The sequence below is a fragment of the Pseudarthrobacter sp. AB1 genome (genome assembly GCF_014926485.1).
Taxonomy (GTDB): domain Bacteria; phylum Actinomycetota; class Actinomycetes; order Actinomycetales; family Micrococcaceae; genus Arthrobacter.
Window position 1 is genome coordinate 72,233 of the sequence record NZ_PZKO01000020.1, and the last position, 24,510, is coordinate 96,742.

The following is a 24,510-nucleotide window of genomic DNA, read 5'->3' on the forward strand; positions in this document are numbered from 1 at the left end:
GCGGCCGGTACGGCTAAGCCTTGAGCATGTATCGCCGCTCGGGCCTGCCCACGCCGTACTTGAGCCGGACCTCCAGGACGCCTTCGTCATGGAGGTACTCCAAATAGCGGCGCGCACTGACCCGGGACGTGCCCAGCTCGGCGGCCACTTCGGCGGCGGACAGGGTTCCGTCGGCCTCATTCAAGGCTGCTTCCACCAGCTTCAGCGTTTCGATGCTGCAGCCCTTCGGCAGCGGCCGATCTATCCGGTCCAGCCCGAACACCCGGTTCACGTCCGACTGCTCCGCCACATCCTTGGCCGAGTCAAGGCCCTGGTAGGCGCTGCGGTAGTGCTCCAGCCGTTCCTGCAGGTCAGCCTGCGAGAAGGGCTTGATGAGGTAGTGCACAATGCCGCCGCGGAGGGCCTTGCGCACCGTGTCCACCTCACGGGCGGCGCTGATCACCAGGACATCCAGTTCAGGGGCCACCTCGCGGAGTTTGTGCATGAGGTCCAGGCCGTTGATATCCGGCAGATGGATATCGAGCAGCACCAAATCCGGTTGCAGCCGCCCGGTCTCGATGACCGCCTGGGCGCCGGTGTGGGCCACCCCGACGACGGCAAAACCCGGCGTGCGCTGGATGAACCCGGCGTGGACCTTGGCCACCATAAAGTCATCATCGACGATCAGGACTTTGATCATTGTTGCAGTCTCCGTGTTCGTTCCAGGCGGGTCCGTATCAGCCGGGCGGTGAAGACCGCCCCGTTGTTGTTGGTTACCGTGAGGTCTCCGCCGCTGCGCCGGCAGACCACCCGTGAGAGCGCCAGTCCGAAGCCGCGGCTCCCGCCGGGGCCGGGGTCCTTGGTGGTGAAACCCTGCCGGAAGATCTCCGCCGGATCACCGGTGACGCCGGGGCCGGAATCGCGGACGGTGACCGTGACGCGGTCGGCCGTGTCCTCCACGAGCACGCTTACCACGGCCTCTGGAAGCCCGGCGACGGCGTCGAACGCGTTGTCCACCAGGTTCCCGACGACGGTGGTGAGGTCCCGGGACAGCTCATCGTCAACGCGCTCCAGCCCGGAATCCGGATCGAGCTGCAAAGTGACCCCGCGTTCGGCGGCCAGGCTCGACTTGGCGATCAGCAGGGCGGCGAGCGCCGGGTCCTCGATGCGGCTGGTGACCTCGTCGTTGAGCCGGGTCCTGTCCAGGGTGGCGCCGTTGACGAACTGGACCACGGAATCATATTCGCCGATCTGGATGAGCCCTGAGATCACGTGCAGCTGATTGGCGAATTCGTGGGCCTGGGCACGGAGCGTGTCGGTGGCCGTCCGGGTGGCTCCGAGTTCCCGCTCAAGTGCGGACAGTTCCGTACGATCGCGAAGCGTGGTGACGGACCCGATGTCGCGGCCGCGCGAAAGGATGGGAACCCGGTTCAGTACCACCAGCCGATCGCCAACGAGCACCAGCTGGTCCGGCTCCGGCTGCTCACGGGTGAGGACGTCCTTGAGTGCGGGCTCCACGGCCAGGCTGGCGAGACGCTTGCCCACGCAGTCCGCGGGGAGGCCCAGGAGGGCACGGGCACTGTCGTTGGCGACGGTGATGCGCTCGTGCGGGTCCAGCGCCACCACCCCTTCCTTGAGGCCATGCAGCATGGCCTCGCGGTTTTCCACCAGACCTGTGATTTCGCTCGGTTCCATGCCCAGTGTCTGCCGCTTCACCCGGCGGGAGAGCAGCAGCGAGCCGGCAACACCCAGCACGCTTGCCACGCCGAGATAGGTGAGAAGGTTAGGTACGGCGTCCCCCAGCCGCTCCAACGTGGAGGGGTAGTTCCGGCTGATGGACGCAATGCCGATCATGATCCCGGCGTCATCCAGGACCGGAACATGGGCGGAAAGTTCCTCCGTGCCGGATCCGTCAACCACGCCGGTCCACGAACGGCCTTCCAGCACGCGGCTGGCGCCAAGCTCCAGAAGTGTCCCCAGCAGTTCGGGATCGGAGGCGGCCACGATGGTCCGGTCCAACTTGGCCAAGGTCACATGGGATGAGCCGGAAACGGTCCGGACCGACTCCGCCACAGCCGGAAGGATGGCGCCGGCCCGCGGCTCGGCAGCGGGGAGCAGTTCGCGGACCGTGGGGTTATTGCCCAGCGCTTCGGCGGCGGACAGCGCCCGGCGGCCCTCGATCCGCTCGAACGCTGCGGCTGACTGCGCCAGCGAAATGCCGACGACGGCAACTAGGACGGCGAGGACTATCAGCAACTGAAGGACCAGGTACTGCCCCGCAAGGGACATCCCTCTTCGTCGAGTCACTGTAATTCTGTCCTCTTGTTGGCGGGTCTCTGGTGGTCAGGCTACCTGAACTATGCGCACTGCAGAGTCCCGGTGGCATACCGGAAACGTGAACGCAATGAACTTAACTTTCTCTGCGTACACAAGAGTGATGCCGGTCACGGCCGGGCCTAGCATCGGAATTACAAGTCAGCCCAGCTGATCAGTTTTGATGAAAAGAGGAACACCATGCGCCAGATCCGCGCATTGCGAATTGCCGCCGTCGCCGCCGGCATCGCCCTGATGGCCACCGGCTGCGGTGCCACCGGCAAGAGCTCCACCGACGGCGCCAGCTCCCGCGCCGCAGCAGGCCCCGTGACCGGGCTCCAGATCATGGTGCCCAACACTCCGGGCGGCGGCTACGACACTACCGCCCGCGTCGCAGCAAAAGTTCTCGACGACGAGAAGGTCGCCACCAACACGGAGGTCTTCAATCTGGCGGGTGCAGGCGGAACTGTCGGCCTGGCCCGCATCGTCAACGAAAAGGGCAACGGCGATCTCGCCATGCTCATGGGCCTGGGCGTGGTGGGCGCGAGCTACACCAACAAGTCCGAGTCCAAACTGACGGACACCACCCCGCTGGCCCGGCTCATCGAAGAGCCCGGCGCGATCATGGTCAGTAAGAACTCGCCCTACAAATCCATCGGTGACCTGGTCAGCGCATGGAAGGCCGACCCCGGTTCCATCAGCGTCGGCGGCGGCTCCTCGCCCGGTGGACCGGACCACTTGCTGCCGATGCAGCTTGCGGGAGCCGTCGGAATTGACGCCACCAAGGTGAACTTTGTCTCCTACGACGGCGGTGGAGACCTCCTCCCGGCCATCCTTGGCAACAAGGTGGGCTTCGCGGCCTCCGGCGCGGGAGAGTACCTCCAGCAGATCAAATCCGGCGATGTCCGAGTCCTGGCAACCAGCGGCACTGAGCGGCTCGAAGGCGTCGACGCACCTACGCTGAAGGAATCCGGCATCGACCTGGTGTTCAGCAACTGGCGCGGCATGGTGGCTCCTCCGGGAATCACCGAAGCCGACAAAGCCAAGCTGATCGCCGCGCTCGAAAAGATGCACGGCACCGACGCCTGGAAGGAAGCCCTTAAGAAAAACAGCTGGACTGATGCCTTCGTCACCGGTGACGAGTTCGAAACCTTCCTGACCGAGCAGGACAAGCGGGTGGCTGACGTCCTCACGAAGCTTGGCTTGGCGTGAGCTCCTCCCCAACTTTGGCGTTCAAGCTCAAAGGCCGCTCCGAGCTGGGGGTTGCCCTCCTGCTCGGAGTGGCGGGCGTCGTCGTCCTGGTCGACGCCATCGCACTGGTCACCCCGTATTCCCAGTCTGATCCGGTGGGACCAAAGACCCTGCCATACATCATTGCGGGTCTGCTCCTGATCTGCGCCGTCCTGCTGGCAGTCAACGTGCTGCGGGGCGGACAGGGAGAAGCCGAAGGCGGTGAGGACGTGGATCTCTCGCACCCCGCCGATTGGAAGACGGTCCTGCCACTGGTGGGGGCCTTCGTGGCCAACATCCTGCTGATCGACTGGGCAGGATGGGTGATATCGGGAACCGTCCTGTTCTGGGGCAGCGCGTGGGCACTGGGGAGCCGGCATTACGTCCGCGATGGCCTCATTGCCCTGGCTGTGTCCGTACTGACTTTTTACGGCTTCTACCTGGGCCTCGGCATCCCGCTGCCCGCCGGTCTCCTGGAAGGAATTCTTTAATGGATGTCTTCTCGTCCCTCATGGACGGCTTTGCCACCGCCCTGACCCCGATGAATCTCCTCTACGCCGTTATTGGCGTGATCCTGGGTTCCGCCGTCGGCGTGCTTCCGGGCCTTGGCCCGGCCATGACCATTGCCCTGCTGCTCCCGGTCACCTACGTCCTGGAACCCACCAGCGCCTTCATTATGTTCGCTGGCATATACTACGGCGGAATGTACGGCGGCTCCACCACTTCCATCCTCCTAAACACCCCAGGGGAATCGTCTTCTGTTGTCACCGCCATTGAAGGCAACAAGATGGCTAAAGCCGGCAGGGCCGCCCAGGCCCTGGCGACGGCAGCCATCGGTTCCTTCGTGGCCGGCACCATCGGCACCGCACTACTGGCTGTCTTCGCACCGATCGTGGTTGAGTTCGCAGTCAGCCTGGGCTCGCCGAGCTACTTCGCCATCATGGTGCTTGCACTCCTGGCAGTGACCGCCGTCCTTGGATCTTCGCGGCTCCGGGGCTTTGCCTCGCTCGGCCTCGGGCTGGCCATAGGCCTGGTAGGCATGGATTCCGTCACCGGCCAGCGCCGCCTCACCTTCGGCCAGCCCCTGCTCGCCGATGGCCTGGACATCGTGGTGGTGGCAGTGGCCATCTTTGCGGTGGGCGAAGCACTGTGGGTTGCCGCTCATATGCGCCGCACACCCTTGCACGTTATACCGGTAGGCCGGCCCTGGATGGGAAAGCAGGACTGGAAACGTTCATGGAAGCCCTGGCTCCGCGGAACGGCGTTCGGTTTCCCTTTCGGCGCACTTCCGGCCGGTGGAGCCGAGATCCCCACGTTCCTCTCCTACGTGACGGAGAAGCGCCTAAGCAAGCATCCCGAGGAGTTCGGCAAGGGAGCCATCGAAGGAGTTGCCGGACCGGAAGCAGCCAACAACGCGGCCGCCGCCGGCACCATGACGCCCCTCCTGGCGCTGGGCCTGCCCACCAATGCCACTGCCGCCGTGATGCTCGCAGCGTTTGTCCAGTTCGGCATTCAGCCGGGACCCCTCCTGTTCGCCAACGAGGGACCGCTGGTTTGGGCGCTGATCGCGAGCCTCTTCATCGGCAACTTCCTGCTCCTGCTCATCAACTTGCCCTTGGCACCGATGTGGGCAAAAATCCTGCAGCTCCCGCGGCCGTACCTGTACGCCGGGATCCTGTTCTTCGCCACGCTGGGCGCCTATTCAGTCAACCTGCAGGCATTCGACCTGATACTCCTGCTGGTGCTCGGCGCGTTGGGATTTATGATGCGGCGTTTCGGACTCCCGGTGCTGCCGCTTATCCTGGGCGTCATCCTGGGGCCGAGGATCGAAGGACAGCTTCGCAAGAGCCTCCAGCTCAGCGCGGGTGACCCCGCCGGTCTCTTGAGCGAGCCGATCGCCGTCGGCATCTATGTCATTCTGGCGATTATTCTCGCCTTTCCGCTGCTGCTCAAGCTGTGGCGTCGGAACCGTCCGGCAGCGGGACTCGCGGGGATGCCCGCTAAGTCCGGTTCCGCCGAGCAGACGGATCTCGGAGACGGCGGCAGCCATGGCAGCCGCCGGGCCGACGCCACCGCTGGTGGCGACGGGGACGGCAACGGCTAGCCAGACCTGGACATCCGCCCCGCAACAAGATATTAGACGACAGAAGCAGAGGAGCAACCATGACGATTGTGGTGGGATACGTCCCTTCACCCGAGGGCGAAGCGGCGCTGACCCAGGCCATCGCCGAGGCCCGGAAGAGCAACACCACCCTGCTGGTCATCAACTCCTCCAAGGGCGATGCCCTGGTGGATAACCGGTACGCGCAGGAAGACGAAGTGCAGAGCATCGAGCAACGCCTGGCATCCCACGGGATCGACCACGTGATTAAACAGCCGGTCCGGGGCCATGATGCGGCAGCGGAGGTTCTCGATGCCGCGGAGGAGCACAACGCCGAGCTCATCGTGATCGGACTGCGGCGGCGCACCCCGGTGGGCAAACTGATCATGGGCAGCACGTCGCAGCGGATCCTGCTCGAGGCTGATTGTCCTGTTCTGGCCGTCAAAGCGGGCATGGCGGGCTGATCCGGGCGTCACCGCCTATCCGAAGTTTGTTCGCAGGACCGCGCCTTGACGGCGGGGTTCCGCGAACAAGCTTCGGATTTTTGGCGCCTGGGCGCACCAGATAGCAGTCATCTGACATCCTAAGTCCTGCAACCGGTACAATGAATCGAGCCCTTCGGCACGAGACACAGAAAGTTCGGCACATGACGACAGCATTTTTGGAACGCCCCCTGGCCGCAGTTGCGGCCCTCGAAGCCCCGGCTTCCCTGTCCATCGACCTGCAGTTTTCCACAGCGCACGAGATGCACGAAGGCCTGGACAAGGCTGTTGCCACCTTGATCGCACCGGCAAAAGACGCGGCCTGCGGCATCCTTGTGACGCGGTTGCGCCCGGGACGCTTCACCGTGGCCCTGAACGAGTCGGTCCCCTTCGGTGAAACGTACGAAAGCTTTGCGGCCTGAGCTATTCAGACAGCATTGCGGCCTGAGCTGATTCGGCCCCGAATCCGGGCTACGATCCCTGCTGGGATCCAGCCCGCGATCCAACGCGATCTACGCAAGAGTCCCCGCCCTCCGGCAACGGAAGGCAGGGACTTTTTTTGCGTTTTGAAGTTGCGTTCCTAGCTCCTGCGGACTTCTACACCGTCAGACTTAAGGAAAAGTTCCTTCTCTGACGGGGTGGCCGGCACGAGCCACAGCACGTTCCCGCTCTGCGATACTTCTTCCACTTCGCCCGCCGCAATGACGTGCGCGTGTTTAATGATTTCCACCCGGTCACCAGCTTTGAGCGTTCCCCACTCCGAGATGGTGGCCGAATGGACATTACGCCTCGACAGGACAGCCCCGCGTGCTTTCATTTGAACTACTACCCCTTTGTATACGTTCTGCGCCACAGCCTCTTTGATGTGACTTTCACTACACCTTCATTTCTACTACACTCCCGGCGCCGAATTGTACGTGTCGCACCATATTTCGACATTGCTTGGATTTCGTAGCAGGACCGAAGAATATTTCCCGCTCAGGAAAGAATTCCGACGGCGGATTCGGCGGCTGCCCGGACCTTTCCGGAGGCAACCAGACGGTCAGCCGCCTCCAGCTCCGGTGACAGGAACCGGTCGGTTCCGGGGCCTTCGACGACGGACCTCAGCACCCCGATCACGGCAGTGCCTGCCGGGCCCGGAGTGAGCTCGCCATCGGACAGCTGCGTCCGCATGTCGATGGCGCGGGCGCTCGTCACCAGTTCGATGGCCAGGACACGGCGGAGGTTCTCCACGGCTTTGCGCAGCTTCCGGGCCGCGTGCCAGCCCATGGACACGTGGTCCTCCTGCATGGCGGAGCTGGGGATGGAATCCACCGACGCCGGGACGGCCAGTCGCTTGTTGTCCGAGACGAGCCCTGCCTGTGTGTACTGGGCGATCATCAGGCCCGAATCCACGCCCGGATCCGCGGCGAGGAACGCCGGCAGCCCGTGTGAACGCGCCGGGTCCAGCATCCGGTCCGTCCGGCGTTCGGCGATGGAGCTGAGGTCCGCCACGGCGATGGCCAGGAAGTCCAGGACGTACGCCACGGGTGCGCCGTGGAAATTGCCGTTGGAACTGACGCGCCCGTCCGGCAGGACCACCGGGTTGTCGATGGCCGCGGCAAGCTCACGGGATGCCACAAGGGCGGCGTAGTCCACGGTATCGCGTGCGGCGCCTGCCACCTGGGGTGCGCAGCGCAGCGAGTAGGCGTCCTGGACCTTGGAATCCCCCACCCGGTGCGAGGCCACGATCGGGGAGTTGGACAGCACTCGCAGCATGTTGTCTGCACTGGCGGCCTGGCCGGGGTGCGGACGCAGCGCCGCATGCAACTCCGGCACGAAGACCTGGTCCGTACCGAGCAGCGCCTCCACGCTGAGCGCGGCGGTGATATCCGCCGTCGTGAGCAACTGGCGGATGTCCGCTATGGCCATCAGGAGCATGCCCAGCATGCCCTCGGTGCCGTTGACCAGCGCAAGGCCTTCCTTCTCGGCGAGGACGACCGGCTCGATGCCGTGACCGGCGAGCAGCGCGGCGACAGGCGCCTCACCCCGCCCCCCGTACGTCACGCCGTCGGGCCCTTCCGCTTCCCCCTCGCCCATCAGCACCAGCGCGCAGTGGGACAGCGGGGCGAGGTCGCCGGAGCAGCCGAGCGAGCCGAACTCGCGGACCACCGGCGTGATGCCGGCGTTGAGCACGTCAACCATGGTCTGCAGGACGACCGGACGGACGCCGGTTCGGCCGGACGCGAGAGTCTTGGCGCGCAGGAACATGATGCCGCGGACCACCTCGCGTTCCACGGCCGGGCCCATGCCCGCGGCGTGGCTGCGGATCAGCGATTTCTGCAGCTGGGTGCGCAGCTCGCTGGGGATATGCCGGTTGGCCAGCGCACCGAAGCCGGTGGAGATCCCGTAGGCGGGGGTCTCGCTGTGCGCCAGCTCGTTGATGTGCGCGCGGACCTTAGCCACCGTGTCCAGCGTTTCCTGGGCGATGGTCACCCGGGCATTGTGGCGCGCGACGGCGACAACGTCCTCAGGTGTGACTCCGCTGGAGCCGAGGGTGACGGTGAGCGCTTCGTTCGTGGTGATGGTCATGATTCCTACTTCTGGTGATTGAGCCTTGGCCGGTGGTTGAGCCTGTCGAAACCTGGATCTCGAGGCTCGATCACCGGGTCTCTTGCATGGGGATGCGGACGCCGCGTTCTTTAGCGACGTCGAGGGCGCGGTCGTAGCCTGCGTCGGCGTGGCGGATGACGCCCATGCCGGGGTCGTTGGTGAGGAGGCGTTCGAGTTTCTGCGCGGCGAGGTCGGTGCCGTCGGCGACGGAGACCTGGCCGGCGTGGATGGAGCGGCCGATGCCGACGCCGCCGCCGTGGTGGATCGAGACCCAGGTGGCGCCTGAGGCGGTGTTGAGCAGGGCATTGAGGAGCGGCCAGTCCGCGATGGCGTCCGAGCCATCTGCCATGGCCTCGGTTTCGCGGTATGGGGAGGCGACGGAGCCGGAGTCGAGGTGGTCGCGGCCGATCACGATGGGCGCCTTGACCTTGCCGTCCTTGACGAGCTGGTTGAACAGCAGGCCGGCCTTGGCGCGGTCGCCGTAGCCGAGCCAGCAGATCCGGGCCGGCAGCCCTTCGAACTCCACCCGTTCCTGTGCGGCGTCGATCCAGCGGTGCAGGTGCTTGTTCTCGGGGAAGAGTTCCTTGATGGCTTTGTCCGTGACGGCGATGTCCTCCGGGTCGCCGGAGAGCGCCACCCAGCGGAACGGTCCGAGGCCCTCGCAGAACAGCGGGCGGATGTAGGCCGGGACGAAGCCCGGGAATTCGAACGCGCGGTTGTAGCCGCCCGTGCGGGCCTCGTCGCGGATGGAGTTGCCGTAGTCGAAGACCTCGGCACCGGAGTCCTGGAACTCAACCATGGCCTGGACGTGCCTGGCCATCGAGGCCTGGGCCTTCTTGGTGAAGCCTTCCGGGTCGGCGGCGGCCTCGGTGTGCCACTCCTCGACTCCGATGCCTTCAGGGAGGTAGCTCAGCGGGTCGTGGGCACTGGTCTGGTCCGTGACGATGTCCACCGTGAGTTCGCCGGCGTTGTGGCGGCGCAGGATCTCGGGGAAGACCTCGGCGGCGTTGCCGACGTAGCCCACGGACCAGCCGCGGCGCTCTTCCTTGGCCTTCAGCACCTTGGCGATCGCGGCGTCGAGGTCGGTTTCGACCTCGTCGAGGTAGCGTTTGCCGGCGCGGCGGCGCAGGTGGCTTTCGTCGACGTCGACAATCAGGCAGGCGCCTTCGTTCATGGTGACGGCGAGCGGCTGGGCGCCGCCCATGCCGCCGCAGCCGCCGGTGAGGGTCAGGGTGCCGGCGAGGGTGCCGTCCTCGTCACCGGTGAGTTTGCGGGCGATCGCCGCGAAGGTCTCGAAGGTGCCCTGCAGGATGCCCTGGGTGCCGATGTAGATCCAGGACCCGGCGGTCATCTGGCCGTACATCATCAGGCCCTCGGCCTCCAGCCGGCGGAATTCAGGCCAGTTGGCCCAGTCGCCCACCAGATTGGAGTTGGCCAGCAGCACACGGGGTGCCCATTCGTTGGTGCGGAACACGCCAACCGGTTTGCCGGACTGGACCAGGAGCGTCTCGTCGTTTTCCATGGTTTCCAGGGTGCGGGTGATCGCGTCGAACGCAGCCCAGGACCGGACGGCGCGGCCGGTGCCGCCGTAGACCACCAGGTCATCGGGGCGTTCGGCTACCTCGGGGTCCAGATTGTTCATCAGCATGCGCAGCGGGGCTTCGGTCTGCCAGCTCTTGGCGGTGAGCTCGGTGCCGCGGGCTGCTTTGACCGGACGGGCACCGGTGGTGAAATCGGCGGGTGCCATGAGGGCTCCTTTGTGTTCTGGCGAGTGGTTCGCGGGGATGGGAAGAGATTCTGTCTCTACTAAAGCCCCTTCTCGCCGGGGCAAACAGGGCTTTCGGACGGGTAGTGTCCGGGATTCCAGACCGCTGCGGTTTCCCTGTTGCCCTATCAGATCCGGTCGCCAAACCGGGCGGGAACCGAAAGTGATAGAGCATCGTTCCGGGGCGGCGCTATTTGGCCGGGCGGCCGTGGATGCGCACCGACAGCTCGTCCGCTACTTTCTGGACCCGCGCTGCGAGCGCCGGCCACTGGTCCGCCGGCAGCCTGTCCTCGATGAACGTGACGGCGACAGCCGCCGTCGGCCACCCCACGTGGTCCGTAACAGCGGCGGCGATCGAGCCGAAGCCGGGCGTCACCTCGCCGTGTTCGGTGGCGTAGCCGCGCTGCCTGACCCTGTCGAGGTGCGAGGACAGCGCGGAGTACTTCATAATGGCGCCCTCCACCTCGTGCCGGGCAGTGAAGGCCTCGGCATTCGGGTAAAGCGCACGGACCTGGGACTTGGGCAATGCCGCGAGGATGGCGCGACCGCTGGCCGTGAGGTGGCTGGGGAGCCGGACGCCGACGTCGGTGACCAGGGACGGGCGGTTCTTGGCCCGCTCCTCCACGATGTACAGCACGTCGCGCCCGTGGAGCACAGCCAGGTGCGCGCTCTCGCCGATCACGTCCACGAGCGACGCCAGCAGCGGCCGGCCCAGGCGGGACAGCGGCTCCTGCCGCGAGTAGGCCGAGCTGAGCTCGAAGGCACTGATCCCCAGCCCGTAGCGCTGCTCCTCGTGCAAGTGGAGGACAAAACCGTTCGCCTCCATCACCCCGAGCAGGTGGTAAACGCTTGAGCGCGGCAGTCCCAAGGACGTGGCAATGCTCGACGCCGCCATCGGCCCCCGCTTCGAGGCCAGTAGTTTGAGGATACGGAGGGTGTTCTCAGCTGCGGGGACTTTCGACGTTGCCTTAGTATCAGGGCCTCCCAATGTGTCCTCCGATGCATCGCCGTCGTTATCTCCGGGTGTCCGGATGTCCGGGGTACCGTACTTAAGCTTGCGCCCTTGGCCCGCTTCGCTTGTGCCGGACACACGTGGTCAGTGTCCGGCATACCAGACTATTCCTCGACTGTGAATGACCGGGGATCTGTGCCCAAAGAAAAACCGGCCGTTCGGTAGAGTGCCCGCTATGGATGAAAAAGACACCCAACATCGCTACCTCCGGGTCCGACGGGACACCTGCTCGGCAAGCTGGACGGCCTGAGTGAGTAAGACGTCCGCCGGCCACTCACGCCGACCGGCACCAATCTGCTGGGCCTGGTCAAGTATGTGGCAAGTACGGAAGTCGGCTACTTCGGCGAGGACTTTGGCCGCCCCAGCGGGGGGCATCTCCCACGGTTCGACGATGACGCCAGCCCAGATGCAGACCTCTGGGCTGGCGCCGAGGAAAAGCCGTTCTGAGCCCGTTGAGCTGCACCAATTTCCCGCAGCACACAGCGACGCCACCATCGAGGCTGCGGCGAGGCAGGCATGAGCACCAGCGACGTTACTGCGCAGATCGGGGATCTGCCACCGATCGGCCGGCCGGCAAACGGCGCCCTGCTCCATGCGGGCATCACTTCCTTGGCTGAGGTGGCCATGCTTGGACGCAGGGAACTGCTTGCCATGCACGGCATTGGCCCGAAGTCCTTGCGGATTCTCGAAGCGGCCGCCACCGAGCGCGGGCTCACCTTCACGCCCTGAAGTCGGGGTTCGTGCCTAGGTTACCGAGGGCATCCCGGAGGTCAGAAATGACGCCTCGTCCGGGTATGACTCCTCATCCAGCGGATCGTCGGGCGGGGTGCCTCCATCTGGAACGGCGCCTGCGTAGAATTCCGGGTCTTTCATTCCGGGCCACTTTGGTGGTTCCCAGTCGGGGTGTTCGCTGGTGTAGTGGCGTCCGGTGGGTGATGTCCAGCCGGGTGGTTCATTCTTGGTGGCCGGGGTGGGGGTCCAGCCGGTGGTGTGTCTGAGTCTGTGGTGTTTGTGGCAGGGCTGGCTGAGGTTTGAGATGCCGGTGGTGCCGCCGTGGGCCCAGGCGAGGAGGTGGTCTGCTTCGTTGTCCAGGGACTGGTTGCTGCAGCCGGGGAACGGGCACTTGCCATCGCGGAGTCGGAGCCATTGGCGTTGGGCTTTCGTGACCCGGTAGCTGCTCCGCCCAATCTCCAACGCAGCACCATCACGCGGGTCGATCAGGACGCGGTGGAAGGAGTCGGCACCGCCGGCGACGAGACGGCGGGCCATCGACGGCGGGATCGGGCCGTATCCGTCCAGCATGGCGGGTTCATCGGTCAGGCCCAGCAGCGCGAACACCGGCACGGTCACGAGGACTTGGGCCTTCGGTGACGGGATCAGATCGGATTCCCCGCCCAATAGCCAGTCCGCGGCAACGTCCGCACGCAGCTGGGTGAGGGTCCGGGATTCGTCGGAGCCCTGCAACGCCCTCGCGGCGGCTGTGGTCCGGTCCCAGATCCCCGCCGCCTGATCAGCGGGAAGGTAGGCCGAGAGCCAGGCCATACCGTCCCGGTCCGGGGCATACTCCACCCGCCGATCCTGGACACCGCGTGCACGGCGTTTTTCGATGCTGACCGGATGATGGCGTTCCCTCCAGGTCCGGGCCTTAGCCCGGAACCGGCCGGGGAAAAGCTCACCCGCCGGGCCACCCCTCGCCGCGTTCACGGCGTCAGGATCCAGGAAATGCGCCTCCATCGCATGCTTGCCAGCAGGGTCCAGGTTCACGGTTTCATCGACCATGATCCTGGCGTGCTGCCACGAAATCGTCCCCGTCTGCAACGCCGAGAACGTCAGCGGCAGGTCCGTCGTCAGGACGTGCGATTCGCCGAGCAGCGCGCCGGCCGTGCGTTCACTGACCGTCATGGCGCAGGCGACCTCGGCCTGGATGCCCATGTCCTGGGCGGTCTGGTCTCCAGGGGATGTGATGGGTGCGGCGATGGCCTGGGCCGCCTCATCGAAACCGTTCACGGCATGGACCTTCACGGCAGCCATCATGGCTTCCATCCCGGCAGTTCCGGACAAAACGGTCAGGCACGCCTCAGCCCGCCAACGCAGCAGGTCCGAGCCCGTAGCCAGGCCCGTCGTGGAAGGGGCATCAGCCGGCCAAGTGGCCGACGGTCCAGCCGCCAACGAGCCTGCTGCCAAGCCCTCAGCCGGTTTTACAGCTGCCCCACGGAGCACACCGGCCATCTGCAAAGCAGAAGCCGCGATAGCCTCCAAAACCCCTGCACATGCCGTCCTATCCACACTCATATCATCCTGCGAGGCACTGACATTAACCGGGCAGAAGATTGCGCATGTGGATACCCCGCGGCAATCTTGGCCTTCAGAGCAGCGAGCTCAGCTTTCGCCCGAGCGATATCGGCGAGAATGGCCAGGAACAAGCCGTGACGTGCCACTGAATCAATGTACTGCCCATAAGGCGACGGCTGGTCGGGCGCGGCCGCGACTATTCTCCTCGCGAGAACGTAGGCCCTCGAGCGGATCGACTCCAAGGCTTTTCGATTTTCGGCCTCCCAGGCTTCTCGGCTTTCCATACCTCCAGCTTTCCGCGGGAGTCCAGCAAAAGCATCGTGCCCTCTTGCCTATGTGGATAACCTGAACCATCCAGACCCTAACAATCAATCAGATGCTGACTACTACTTTGCCGCGGGCCCGGCCCTCGTGCATGTATTCAACGGCGGCTGGCGCTTCAGCGAGCGCGTATACCTTGTCCACTGCAGGCCACACACTGCCAGCTTCAATAAGCGTGGTCAGCGCCTCGAGATCGCCGTAGTTCTCCGTCGAAACAAGCCCCTTGAATTTCTGCCCGGAAAACAGCGACACCAGCGGCGCACCCATCGAACGCTCAAACCCGCCGGTCAGGTTCCCTCCGCCCTCACCGCCGACAATCACCAGGATCCCGCGCGGCTTTAGCGCCTTCCGCAGGACTGAGAGCGGCCGGTTGCCGGCGGTATCCAGAATGACGTCGTACTGCAGCCCGGCGAGCGCAAAGTCGTCCTGGGTGTAGTCGATGACGTGATCCGCGCCGAGGGACCGGACCAGCTCCACTTTTCCGGCGCTGCAGACTCCTGTGACCTCCGCCCCGAATGCCTTCGCCAACTGCACAGCAAAGGACCCGACTCCCCCGCCGGCGCCGATGACCAGCACCTTCTGGCCGGTACGGACCTGCCCGGCGTCGCGGACAGCCTGCAACGCGGTAACACCAGAAATAGGTGCCACCGCGGCCTCCTCGAACGTGAGGTTTGCGGGCTTCGCGGCCACACGCTTCTCCTGGGCGCAGACGAATCCGGCGAAAGATCCCTCACAGGTGCCGAACACTTCATCGCCGGGCTGAAAGCGTGTCACGCCTGCCCCCACAGCCTCCACGATGCCGGCCACCTCGCGTCCACGGACGGGCACCTTGGGCTTCTTCAGCCCGAACCCGAAGAGCCGGAGCAGGTACGGCCGCCCGGTCATGAGGTGCCACACGCCCTGGTCGACGCCGGCCGCGCGGACCCCGATCAGCACTTCCCCAACGCCGGGCAGCGGCTGCGGAATTTCCCGTAGCTGGAGTACATCGGAATTCCCGTATACGTCCTGAACGATAGCTTTCATGATGCGTCTCCCTCGTGGTTCGGGTACTGGAACACGTCCTCAAGCGGCACGCTGAGCACATGGGCGATCTGAAAAGCCATCTCCAGGGACGGCGAGTACCGGCCCTGCTCGATGGCAATGACGGTCTGGCGGGTGACGCCCACACGCTCGGCGAGTTCGGCCTGCGTCATCTCGCCCCGTTCGAACCGCAGGCGCCGGATGGAGTTGGTTACCCGCGTTGGCTTCACCACGGCTGGAACCCCCAGCGGTAGGCCACGATTTTGGCCACGGAGCCCAGTATGGCGGACAGGACGAACGTCAGGTAGATGACGTTCGCGATCCAGAAGTGGTCCACCTCGGCCATCGCCAGCAGCAGCGCCGCGACGCCGCCGATGACCACAAACGACTGTCCGATGTACTCACCGAAACGGTAGATCTCCCTGTCGCGCTGGTCCTTCTTCCCTGCCTCCTTGGGCGAAAAGATGCCCAGGAGAATGTGCAGGGCGATGGACGCAGCAATGGATGCCCCGACGGTCCACAGCAGTGGAGCAACGTACGGAAGCTCGGCTACTGGCATAGTGCCGGCCAGCCCCAGGACAATGGCCAGATACACGCCATAAGAGCCCACAGCCACCACCCCCATGATCCAGGCGCTCTTCTCTTCGAAGGACATTTCCGCTCCTGACATTCCCACCAGATGTAAAACAAAGCTGACATCTCAAAAGTAAAGAAAACCAGACATGGTGTCAATAGTTTTGGACTCCGCAGGAAAAGAAAAGACCACACGCCGCCCCCAGTCTGAGATGGAAGACACCGACCGCCCGTGAATCTCATCACCTCGGGCGCCAAAGTGGTCTGTTGGTTGGCGATCCCCCTCCCAACGACGAGAAGGTATTCGTATGCAGCCCGCCACCACCAGGCAAGACACAGCCGCCACCCAGGACGCAAGCCCGGCCGAAAAGCCCAGGCCGGGAGCCGCCGTCGCGCACGTCCTGAACCGGGGACTGAACGTCCGCCATATCCGCTTCATGGCACTGGGTTCAGCGATTGGCACAGGCCTGTTCTACGGCTCAGCCTCGGCCATCCAGAAGGCGGGCCCGGCGGTCCTGCTCGCCTACGTTATCGGCGGCGCGGCAGTGTTTATGGTCATGCGGGCCCTCGGCGAGATGGCCGTCCGGCACCCCGTCTCGGGCTCGTTCGGCCAGTACGCCAGCCGCTACCTCGGGCCGCTTGCAGGGTTTGTGACCGGCTGGACCTATGTCTTTGAGATGGCGATCGTGGCCATCGCCGATGTCACCGCATTCAGCATTTATATGGGCTTCTGGTTTCCGCAGGTGGACCGCTGGATCTGGATCCTGGCCATCATCTGTTTCCTGGCCGCAATGAACCTGCTCAGCGTGCAGGTCTTCGGCGAGCTCGAGTTCTGGTTCTCGCTGATCAAGGTGGTGGCCATCATCGCCATGATCGTCGGCGGATCCGCCATCATCGCCTTCGGTTTCCAGGCCGGCGGTTCCACAGTAACTCCGGGACTCGGCAACCTCGTGGAGCACGGCGGGCTGTTCCCCAACGGCTTCGAGGGACTGCTGGCATCGTTCGCCGTTGTGATGTTCGCATTCGGCGGGATCGAGACGCTCGGCATCACCGCCGGGGAGGCCGCAGACCCCAAGAAGGTCATCCCCAAGGCCGTGAATACGGTTCCGGTCCGCGTCCTGCTGTTCTACGTCCTGACTCTCGGCGTGCTGATGAGCCTGTTCCCGTGGAACGAGATCGGGACCAACGGTAGCCCGTTCGTCCAGATCTTCAGTGGCCTGGGCATCCCGGCCGCACCGCACATTCTCAATGCCGTGGTGATCACCGCTGCACTCTCCGCCATCAACAGCGACATCTTCGGCGCCGGGCGCATCCTGTTCGGGCTGTCCGGCCAAGGCCATGCACCGGCACTTTTTGGCAAGGTCTCGCGCCATGGCGTGCCATGGATGACTGTAGTGATGATGGCCGGCATCCTCCTGGTGGGCGTGGTTCTGAATGCGGTCATTCCCGAGGACGTCTTTATCCTGATCGCCTCGATTGCCACGTTCGCCACCGTCTGGGTGTGGGCCATGATCCTGGCTTCCCATGTCGCGATGAAACGCGAGATCGCGCGGGAGGGCCTGCCGGCGTCGGAATTCCCGTTCCCGTGGTGGCCGGCTGCCTCCATCCTGACCATCGCGTTTATGGCACTGGTCATTGCCGTCCTGGGCGCCTTCGAGGACACCCGCGTGGCTCTCTATGTGGGCGCGGTGTGGCTGGGGCTTTTGGTCCTCGCCTACCGGCTGTGGGTCAAGGGGAACGGACGACGCCGGGCCGAACTCGTGGACGAAACTTCGCCGCTGCCGGTGGTCAGCTGACGGTGCCGGGCAACGCGGCCGGGCAACTGGTGCAGGTGGCCGCAGTGACCGGCAGCAAGTCCTGGTTGCCCTGCGCTGAAGGCAGGGCGGGCAACCAGGCCGCGAGGCTGTTTAGGCCGAAGCGAGCGCGGAACGGACGGCAGCCGGCATGGGCGTTGTAGGCCGGCCGATCAGAGTCCGGAGGTCCGAGCCGCTGACCAGGAGGTCGCCCCGGGCAATCCCGAGGTCCGAGTCCGCCAGGATGTCCGCGAAGAGCTCCGGCACGCCGAATCCGGCGAGAAGTCCGGCGTAGTCGCTGGCAGGAAGGTCCTGGTAAACCACGGGCCTGTTGGCCGCCGTGCTGATTTCCCGGGCCAGCTCGGTGAGTGTGAAGGCGTGGTCCCCACCGAGCTCGTAGATCTTGCCGGCCTGGTTTTCGGCAACAAGCACGGCGGCGGCGGCTTCGGCGTAGTCCGCCCGGGACGCGGCACTGATCCTGCCTTCCCCGGCGCTTCCGGCAAGCGCGCCCTGGGCAAGCGTGCCTTGGAGCTGGTCGGTGTAGTTTTCGAGGTACCAGCCGTTGCGGAGGACGGCGAACGGCACGCCTGCATCCTTCAGGATGGCCTCCGTTGCCTGGTGCTCGGCGGCCAGCTTCATGCCGGTGGTGTCTGCATTGGCGATGCTGGTGTAGGCGATCAGGTCCACGCCCGCCGCTGCTGCTGCCTCAATCACGGTGCGGTGCTGGTCCACGCGCTGGCCAACCTCGCTGCCGGAAATCAGGAGGACCCTGCTGGCGCCCCGCAGGGCCAGCGCCACCGAGGCGGGGTCCGTGTAGTCCATCGCCTTGACCTGGACGCCGCGGGCTGCGAAGTCGGCAAGCTTTTCAATGGACCGGCCGGCAGCCACGATCTCTGCTGCCGGAACATTGCGCTGCAGGAGGGCCTCGACGACGTGACGGCCAAGCTGTCCGGTTGCTCCAGTGATAACGATGCTCATGGGTTGGTTCCTTTCACCATTCCTTAGGGGGTCACCCTTCACAACCAGCCATCCTTGCCGATACTTCCTGAAAGACAGTACGTACTTTGAAGTAAGGTACTTACCTTTTGGTAAGTTGTAGGTATGGAAGCAACCGTATGGCCCGCCAGCCTGCCGGCAGATCTCCGGGCACATCTGCCGGAAGGACTGGCCGACGGCGTGTTCCCGGCCGGATGCCCCAGCCGCACCGTCCTGGACCACATCACCAGCAAATGGGGAGTGCTGATCCTGCTGGCGCTCTCGGAAGGCGAGCAGCGCTGGAGCGAACTCCGGCGCCGCGCAGAGGGAATCAGCGAGAAAATGCTGGCGCAGACCCTCAAGACCCTGGAGCGCGACGGCCTGGTGCTGCGGGAGGCCCAGCCGGTCATCCCGCCCCGCGTGGACTACAGCCTGACACAGCGCGGCTATGAACTGTCCGGCCTGCTGGTTCCCCTGGTCACCTGGGCCTACAACAACGCCGACGACATCCTCAACAGCCCGCTCCAACCCTGAGATCACCTAAGTAGGACTGGTCCGCAAAGACGAGTACATGTTACTGGTGTGACTGGTGTGAATAGGGCCTACCGTATTTGTAAGGTGCCAGCCAGGAATAGGAGGACCATCCTCTGCTGGGAGCTTTCCGGCTACCGCACCAGACTGAGCGGCTCCACGCCGCTCCAAGGAGTGGTTCGCATGGTGAAAGCACACGTCCAGGACCTGGCCAGCATGGGGCGGCCCGTCAGACTCTCTACCCTCGTCCACCGCGCCTGCGGCCGGGTCCTCGCGGCGTTCCGCCCGCGCTGCCCCTATCGCGTGGGCGAAGCCGTGGTGGGCGACGATCCGTTCAACGGCCGGCACGCGGGAATCATCATGTCCCACCGCGGTCCGTCCGTGGAACTCGGCGCCGAGGCCGGGGTCTTCTTCTACGATCACCGCCACCTGAGGCGCCAGGACTGAGTTTTTGTCCAGATAACGCTCCCATCAGGCCCTTGAACCCGCGTTATCTGGACAAAAACTCCAAGCCCCGGAAGGACCAGGGGCTTACCGCGCCGACCAGCCGCCGTCCATCACGTAACTGGACCCGGTGACCATGCCGGCATGATCGGACGCCATCCAGGCCACCAGCGAAGCAACTTCCTCCGGTTCCACCAGGCGTTTCACGGCGGACTCGGTGAGCATCACCTTGGCCAGGACCTCAGCCTCGGGGATGCCGTGCACTTTGGCCTGGTCCACGATCTGCTTTTCGACGAGCGGAGTCCGGACGTAGCCGGGGTTGATGCAGTTGGATGTGACTCCGTGCTCCCCGCCCTCAAGCGCCGTCACCTTGCTCAGCCCTTCGAGGCCGTGCTTGGCGGAAACATACGCGCTTTTGAACGGGGAGGCCCGGATTCCGTGCACGGATGACACGTTGATGATCCGTCCGAATCCGTTGGCGTACATGTGCGGCAGTGCGGCCCGGATCAGCAGGAACGGGGCTTCGAGCATAAGCGCGATGATCCGGCGGAAGTCCGCCGGATCGAACGCTTCGATGGGGCTGATGCTCTGAATCCCGGCATTGTTCACCAGGATGTCGCAGTCCAGGCTCAGGGTGGCGAGTCCGTCCACGTCCAGCAGGTCCACGGACCAGGCCGTGCCGCCCACTTCATCGGCGAGGGCGGCAGCGCCGGCGGAGTCGACGTCGGCCACCACCACTTTCGCCCCGCGGGCGGCGAGTTCCCTGATGCAGGCAGCGCCGATCCCGCTGGCGCCGCCGGTCACCACGGCCTTGCGGCCGTTCAGGGTGTTATCCATTGCACTTCCCATCGTTTTACCCAGTCCTCAGTAGCTCGGCGGCTCAAGCAGCTCAGCGTGAGCCGGCCGGGAGCAGTCCCTCGCGGGCGGCGTCGGCCTTGTCCACTTCCTCCAGGGCGATGCCCTTGGTTTCCTTCAGGCTCAGCACCGCCACCGTAGTGATGGCGCATGCAACCACCAGATAGATGGCCGTGGGCAGCCAGGAACCGGTGTCCTTGAGCCACTGGGTAGCCAGCAGCGGCGCCAGCGAACCAGCGAAGATCGAGGTGACCTGCGAGCCCAGGGATACACCCGAGTAGCGCATCCGGGTGGGGAAGAGCTCGGCCATGATGGCAGGCTGGCCGGCATACATAAACGCGTGCAGGCACAGGCCGATGGTCACGGCCAGGACAATCACCACGGCGTTGCGGGTGTCAAACATGGGGAAGGCGAAGAACGGCCAGGCCGCACCGGAGATGGACCCGATCAGGTAGACGGGCTTGCGTCCCAGCTTGTCCACGAGCCGTCCCACCTGCGGGATGACCAGGAAGTGGATGACGTGGGCGATCAGGAGTGCGAGCAGGAGCGAGGACGTGTCGTACTTGTGCACGCTCTTGAGGTAGACGATCGCGAAGCTGACCACCAGGTAGTACATGATGTTCTCCGCGAAGCGCAGCCCCATGGCCTGCAGGATGCCCTTGGGGTACTTGCGCACCACCTCGAAGACGCCGTAGCTGACGGCCTGCTCCTTCTCCACAAGGGCCTTGGCTTCCAGGAAGATGGGCGCCTCGGTGACGTGGGTGCGGATGTAGTAGCCAACGAAGACGATCACGGCGGAAAGCCAGAAGGCCACGCGCCAGCCCCAGCCGAGGAATGCCTCGGGGCTCAGGGTGGTGGACATGATGAACAGAACCAGTGTTGCCAGCAGGTTGCCCACCGGCACTGCGGCCTGCGGCCAGCTGGACCAGAATCCGCGGGATTTGTTGGGGCTGTGTTCGGCAACCAGCAGCACCGCGCCGCCCCATTCACCGCCGAGCGCGAAGCCTTGGATGAAGCGGAGGGCCACCAGCAGCGCCGGAGCCAGGTAGCCGATGTCGGCGAAGCCCGGGAGGCAGCCCATCAGGAAGGTGGCCACGCCAACGATCACGATGGTCAGCTGCAGCGTGGGTTTGCGGCCCAGCTTGTCGCCGATCTGGCCGAAGACGATCCCGCCGAGGGGGCGCGCCACGAAACCCACCGCATAGGTCAGGAACGCCTGGATGATGCCGTCCAGCTCGTTGCCGGTGGCAGGGAAGAAGTACTTCCCGAAGACCAGGGTGGCGGCGGTTGCGTAGAGGAAGAATTCGTACCACTCCACCACCGTGCCCACCATCGAGGCGGCCACAATCTTCTTCAGTCCGGATCCCTTGGGTGCGGATCCGGCGGCATTGTCTGCCGAGCGCTGCTCTACGCTCATGAGTTTCTCCTTAGTGTCCACTTTGACACGCGCTGTGATCCACAGCACTAATGGCTCCACTGAGTATTACTGCACAAACATGCGCATTCAATGGCCAAACCAGCACCAACTGTGTGCACAATTGCAGATATGATGGCAAATCCCGATGACCTCCTGATCCTGCTCGCGGTATCCCGCTCCGCAAAATTTACGACGGCGGCGCAAGTGTTGGGGCTGAACCACACCACCGTTTCGCGTCGGATAGCCGCCCTCGAGAAGGCGCTCGGCGGCCGCGTCCTCGCCCGGGCGGCCGGCGGCTGGGAACTGACGGAGCTGGGCACGGACGCTGTCCGGGCTGCCGAACAGGTTGAGGCAGCGGTGAGTGCGCTGGGACCGGCAGGCCAGGCACCTGACCCGATTACCGGCGTCGTACGCATGACCGCGACCGACGGCTTCAGCGCCTACATCGCCGCACCCGCGGTGGCGCGGCTGCGCCGGAAACACCCGGGGCTGAGCGTGGAAGTGGTGACTATGACCCGGCGGGCCCTGCAGCAGCGGTCGGGCCTGGACATCGAAGTGGTGGTGGGCGAACCGCAGGTCCACCGGGCGGAGGCTGTGCAATTGGGCGAGTACATGCTGGGGATGTACGCCTCGCGTGCCTACCTCGCCGAGAACGGGACGCCGGCGAGCGTGGCCGAACTGACAGAACACCCGCTGGTCTACTTTGTGGATTCCATGCTGCAGGTGGACGATCTGGACGCACCCCGGCGGCTGGTGCCCGCCATGCGCGAAGGGCTCACGTCCACCAACGTGTTTGTCCACGTGGAGGCCACCCGGGCCGGCGCGGGCATCGGCTTCCTGCCGTGCTTTATGGGCAATCTGCACACTGACCTGGTCCGGTTGCTCCCCGACGACTTCGCCGAGTTGCTCCCGTATTGGATGGTGCTGCGGCCCGATTCTATGCGCCGCCCCGCCGTGGCCGCCGTGGTACAGGCCCTGCGCGACCAAACGGCGGCGCACCGGGACGCCCTGCTGGGCCAGGGGCGGGAACTCCGGGGGTTGAGCTTGTCGAAACCTGGATTTCGACGAGCTCAATCACCGGAGGCGTTCACGGCCGGGTCGTGACGAACCGGGGAGTTCGCGGCGAAGGCGCGCACCTGGGCGTCGCTCCAGATGTGGGCCGGGACGGCGCCGCCCAGCAGCCGGCGGGCCAGCTGCGGATCTCCGTCGAGCGGGCTGTCGCTGCCGGCCATGACCATGTTGCCGTAGCGGCGGCCCTTCAGCATGGCGGGGTCGGCGATGATGACGGAGTATTTGAATGCGGCCGCGATGGTGGCGGCATCTTCACGCGCATTCTTCAGGTCCGGCGCGTCGCCGGAATTGACCACATAGATGCCGCCCGGCGCCAGGACCCGCTGGATGTGGTCATTGAACTCGGCGGTGGTGAGCGGCCGCGGTGTGAGTGAACCGGCAAACACGTCTCGGATGATGAAGTCGCGGCTGTCCGGTGTCAGCGTCTCGGTGACCTCGCGGGCCTCCCCCACGCGGAGGCGAAGGAGCGGTGCCTTGGGCAGGTCGAACCAGCCGCGGACATACTCGGCCAGTTTGCCGTCGAGCTCCACCACCACTTGCCGGGCGTCCGGATAGGCGGTGTGGAAGTACCGGGCCAGCGAACAGGCCCCGCCACCCAGATGCAGTCCGCGCAGCTTCTCTGTCCCGCCTGCGGTGGGCGCGACCGCCCTGGCTCCGCCCTTGCCGGACTTCGGCGGCCAACGGGACTCAATCAGCGCCGCCATCCAGCGCATGTACTCAAAATCGAGGAACAACGGATCGGCAAGGTCGATGTGGGAGCTCATGACGCCGTTGATCTTCAGGAGCCACCCGTTGGAGTTGTCCTGGTCCGCAATGAGCTCGCAGTCGCCGGTATCAACGTAGTAGACGCCCTCAACCGGGCCCTCAGGACGGGTCCCCTTGGGCACCTCGATGACACCCGCCGTCGAACGCTGGCTGTTCCGCCCGCCCGACTTGGCGCGCTTTGCCATTACCCGTGTGCCGCTTCAGTCATGGATCAACCATAATTGACCACCCAGCGTCGGCGGTCCGCGCAGTCTTGGTCCGGCGATGGGTTCCGTCGCCGGGACCACGCCCAGGTTGCGGGATCAGGGTCAGGTTGAAAGCGGTCGGTCCCGGTCTGTCCGGTCACGCCGAAGTTCCTCGGCGCGGCTGGCCTCGCCCGGATGCACGTCAGCGTCAGCCGGCATGGATTCGGCCTCCATGGCGTCGGGTCGCGCGTCCCCGTCCTGATTTATGTCGGGGTCCAAGGCGTCGGCTTTCTGCGTGCGCTCGGCCACATCTTCGCGGAGTGACCTGGCCGCATCGTTCTTCTGCTCAGCCTCCTGCTTCAGCCTCGCAGCGTCCACCTGTGCCTTTTCCGCGTCGGCACGGGCGCGGTTGGCCCGGGCTTCGTTCTCACGCGCATCGAGCTCGATGTTCTCGGCTTTCCTGCGCATTTCGGCGGCCTTTTCACGGTGTGATTCGTCCCGCTTCTGCTGCATGGCCTGTCGGCGACGCCCGGTCACCAGCCACAGCACAATCAGGACCAGCACAACGATGGCAATAATCACCCAAATCCACGATGTTGTATCCACGACTGCCCACCCTTTCCACTTCATTGTGACGGGGTCCCTGCGATGCCGGGCGGCAGGCGATACGAACCCCTTTGAAATTCAGGTAGGAAGGGTACTTACCTTCCGTTACTAATCATGCTTACTATTTTACGGCCAGTATCGCTGGTTCTTAATCAACAACAGGCCTTCTTTTGAAAGAGAGAGCGAAG

26 protein-coding genes are annotated in these 24,510 nt (G+C 64.9%); 11 read left to right on the plus strand and 15 right to left on the minus strand.

The annotated features are described in order from the left end of the window. Positions 1-13: 13 nt before the first annotated feature. Positions 14-679: a response regulator gene (locus DAD99_RS06435; protein WP_193340826.1), complete on the minus strand. Its 666-nt coding sequence runs from the start codon at positions 677-679 to the stop codon at positions 14-16. Then, positions 676-2,268 carry a sensor histidine kinase gene (locus tag DAD99_RS06440; RefSeq protein WP_193340918.1) on the minus strand — a complete coding sequence of 531 codons (1,593 nt, stop codon included), beginning with the start codon at positions 2,266-2,268 and terminating at the stop codon, positions 676-678. Before DAD99_RS06440 ends, DAD99_RS06435 begins: the two co-directional genes overlap by 4 nt. A 225-nt stretch (positions 2,269-2,493) precedes the next feature. On the opposite strand from DAD99_RS06440, the gene DAD99_RS06445 reads away from it, so the two are divergent. From DAD99_RS06445 to DAD99_RS06465, 5 genes are all read left to right on the plus strand, one after another. Continuing rightward, positions 2,494-3,504 carry a tripartite tricarboxylate transporter substrate binding protein gene (locus DAD99_RS06445; RefSeq protein ID WP_193340827.1) on the plus strand — a complete coding sequence of 337 codons (1,011 nt, stop codon included), beginning with the start codon at positions 2,494-2,496 and terminating at the stop codon, positions 3,502-3,504. Further along, entirely contained in the window at positions 3,501-4,013 is a 513-nt protein-coding gene (locus DAD99_RS06450) for a tripartite tricarboxylate transporter TctB family protein (protein WP_193340828.1), read from the plus strand. Before DAD99_RS06445 ends, DAD99_RS06450 begins: the two co-directional genes overlap by 4 nt. After that, positions 4,013-5,626: a tripartite tricarboxylate transporter permease gene (locus DAD99_RS06455; protein WP_193340829.1), complete on the plus strand. Its 1,614-nt coding sequence runs from the start codon at positions 4,013-4,015 to the stop codon at positions 5,624-5,626. Before DAD99_RS06450 ends, DAD99_RS06455 begins: the two co-directional genes overlap by 1 nt. 59 nt (positions 5,627-5,685) lie before the next feature. Then, entirely contained in the window at positions 5,686-6,087 is a 402-nt protein-coding gene (locus DAD99_RS06460) for a universal stress protein (RefSeq protein ID WP_193340830.1), read from the plus strand. Between the two features lie 182 nt (positions 6,088-6,269). Continuing rightward, positions 6,270-6,527, plus strand: coding sequence for a hypothetical protein (locus DAD99_RS06465; protein WP_193340831.1), 258 nt, complete (start codon positions 6,270-6,272; stop codon positions 6,525-6,527). A gap of 158 nt (positions 6,528-6,685) precedes the next feature. On the opposite strand, the gene DAD99_RS06470 is transcribed toward DAD99_RS06465, so the two are convergent. The 4 genes from DAD99_RS06470 to DAD99_RS06485 all read right to left on the minus strand — a co-directional run bounded on the left by DAD99_RS06470 (position 6,686) and on the right by DAD99_RS06485 (position 11,450). Further along, positions 6,686-6,922, minus strand: coding sequence for a hypothetical protein (locus tag DAD99_RS06470; protein WP_056348863.1), 237 nt, complete (start codon positions 6,920-6,922; stop codon positions 6,686-6,688). 161 nt (positions 6,923-7,083) lie between these two features. After that, positions 7,084-8,676 carry a histidine ammonia-lyase gene (gene hutH / locus DAD99_RS06475; RefSeq protein WP_193340832.1) on the minus strand — a complete coding sequence of 531 codons (1,593 nt, stop codon included), beginning with the start codon at positions 8,674-8,676 and terminating at the stop codon, positions 7,084-7,086. Positions 8,677-8,746: 70 nt separating this feature from the next. Continuing rightward, entirely contained in the window at positions 8,747-10,444 is a 1,698-nt protein-coding gene (gene hutU, locus DAD99_RS06480) for a urocanate hydratase (protein ID WP_193340833.1), read from the minus strand. Positions 10,445-10,652: 208 nt separating this feature from the next. Further along, on the minus strand, positions 10,653-11,450 hold the full coding sequence (locus tag DAD99_RS06485) for an IclR family transcriptional regulator (protein ID WP_193340919.1): 798 nt from the start codon (positions 11,448-11,450) through the stop codon (positions 10,653-10,655). A gap of 339 nt (positions 11,451-11,789) precedes the next feature. Between DAD99_RS06485 and DAD99_RS21540 the strand changes: the two genes are divergently transcribed. After that, the gene (locus DAD99_RS21540) at positions 11,790-11,921 is read left to right on the plus strand and encodes a hypothetical protein (RefSeq protein WP_309233214.1); all 132 of its coding nucleotides are present in this window, start codon (positions 11,790-11,792) and stop codon (positions 11,919-11,921) included. Between the two features lie 69 nt (positions 11,922-11,990). Next, positions 11,991-12,203 carry a hypothetical protein gene (locus DAD99_RS06495; RefSeq protein ID WP_193340834.1) on the plus strand — a complete coding sequence of 71 codons (213 nt, stop codon included), beginning with the start codon at positions 11,991-11,993 and terminating at the stop codon, positions 12,201-12,203. A gap of 15 nt (positions 12,204-12,218) precedes the next feature. Here the strand turns inward: DAD99_RS06495 and DAD99_RS06500 are convergent, their stop codons facing one another. The 4 genes from DAD99_RS06500 to DAD99_RS06515 all read right to left on the minus strand — a co-directional run bounded on the left by DAD99_RS06500 (position 12,219) and on the right by DAD99_RS06515 (position 15,762). Beyond that, on the minus strand, positions 12,219-13,703 hold the full coding sequence (locus tag DAD99_RS06500; RefSeq protein WP_193340835.1) for an HNH endonuclease signature motif containing protein: 1,485 nt from the start codon (positions 13,701-13,703) through the stop codon (positions 12,219-12,221). Between the two features lie 435 nt (positions 13,704-14,138). After that, positions 14,139-15,110, minus strand: a complete 972-nt coding sequence (locus DAD99_RS06505; RefSeq protein WP_193340836.1) for an NAD(P)-dependent alcohol dehydrogenase — start codon at positions 15,108-15,110, stop codon at positions 14,139-14,141. Further along, entirely contained in the window at positions 15,107-15,340 is a 234-nt protein-coding gene (locus DAD99_RS06510; RefSeq protein ID WP_160677130.1) for a helix-turn-helix transcriptional regulator, read from the minus strand. Before DAD99_RS06510 ends, DAD99_RS06505 begins: the two co-directional genes overlap by 4 nt. Further along, the gene (locus DAD99_RS06515; protein WP_193340837.1) at positions 15,334-15,762 is read right to left on the minus strand and encodes a hypothetical protein; all 429 of its coding nucleotides are present in this window, start codon (positions 15,760-15,762) and stop codon (positions 15,334-15,336) included. The genes DAD99_RS06510 and DAD99_RS06515 overlap by 7 nt, the downstream gene beginning before the upstream one ends. Positions 15,763-15,988: 226 nt before the next feature. Between DAD99_RS06515 and DAD99_RS06520 the strand changes: the two genes are divergently transcribed. Continuing rightward, complete coding sequence (locus DAD99_RS06520; protein WP_193340838.1) at positions 15,989-17,476, plus strand: amino acid permease; 1,488 nt, start codon at positions 15,989-15,991, stop codon at positions 17,474-17,476. Between the two features lie 111 nt (positions 17,477-17,587). On the opposite strand, the gene DAD99_RS06525 is transcribed toward DAD99_RS06520, so the two are convergent. Beyond that, entirely contained in the window at positions 17,588-18,451 is an 864-nt protein-coding gene (locus DAD99_RS06525) for an SDR family oxidoreductase (RefSeq protein WP_193340839.1), read from the minus strand. 123 nt (positions 18,452-18,574) lie between these two features. Here DAD99_RS06525 and DAD99_RS06530 point away from each other — a divergent pair, with 123 nt between their 5' ends. Both DAD99_RS06530 and DAD99_RS06535 read left to right on the plus strand, forming a co-directional pair. After that, the gene (locus DAD99_RS06530; protein WP_227007731.1) at positions 18,575-18,982 is read left to right on the plus strand and encodes a helix-turn-helix domain-containing protein; all 408 of its coding nucleotides are present in this window, start codon (positions 18,575-18,577) and stop codon (positions 18,980-18,982) included. Positions 18,983-19,162: 180 nt separating this feature from the next. Next, entirely contained in the window at positions 19,163-19,426 is a 264-nt protein-coding gene (locus DAD99_RS06535; protein WP_185262367.1) for a hypothetical protein, read from the plus strand. A gap of 84 nt (positions 19,427-19,510) precedes the next feature. Here DAD99_RS06535 and DAD99_RS06540 read toward each other — a convergent pair whose 3' ends face one another. Continuing rightward, entirely contained in the window at positions 19,511-20,260 is a 750-nt protein-coding gene (locus DAD99_RS06540) for a 3-hydroxybutyrate dehydrogenase (RefSeq protein WP_193340840.1), read from the minus strand. 52 nt (positions 20,261-20,312) lie between these two features. Continuing rightward, on the minus strand, positions 20,313-21,695 hold the full coding sequence (locus DAD99_RS06545; RefSeq protein WP_193340841.1) for an MFS transporter: 1,383 nt from the start codon (positions 21,693-21,695) through the stop codon (positions 20,313-20,315). 129 nt (positions 21,696-21,824) lie between these two features. Here DAD99_RS06545 and DAD99_RS06550 point away from each other — a divergent pair, with 129 nt between their 5' ends. Then, a complete protein-coding gene (locus DAD99_RS06550; RefSeq protein ID WP_193340842.1) occupies positions 21,825-22,799 on the plus strand; it encodes a LysR family transcriptional regulator in 975 nt (324 codons plus the stop codon). Here DAD99_RS06550 and DAD99_RS06555 read toward each other — a convergent pair. Together DAD99_RS06555 and DAD99_RS06560 are read right to left on the minus strand one after the other, a co-directional pair. Further along, on the minus strand, positions 22,766-23,716 hold the full coding sequence (locus tag DAD99_RS06555) for a spermidine synthase (RefSeq protein WP_193340843.1): 951 nt from the start codon (positions 23,714-23,716) through the stop codon (positions 22,766-22,768). The two genes, DAD99_RS06550 and DAD99_RS06555, sit on opposite strands and share 34 nt — an antisense overlap. Positions 23,717-23,839: 123 nt before the next feature. Next, positions 23,840-24,322: a hypothetical protein gene (locus tag DAD99_RS06560; RefSeq protein ID WP_193340844.1), complete on the minus strand. Its 483-nt coding sequence runs from the start codon at positions 24,320-24,322 to the stop codon at positions 23,840-23,842. Between the last annotated feature and the right edge of the window lie 188 nt (positions 24,323-24,510).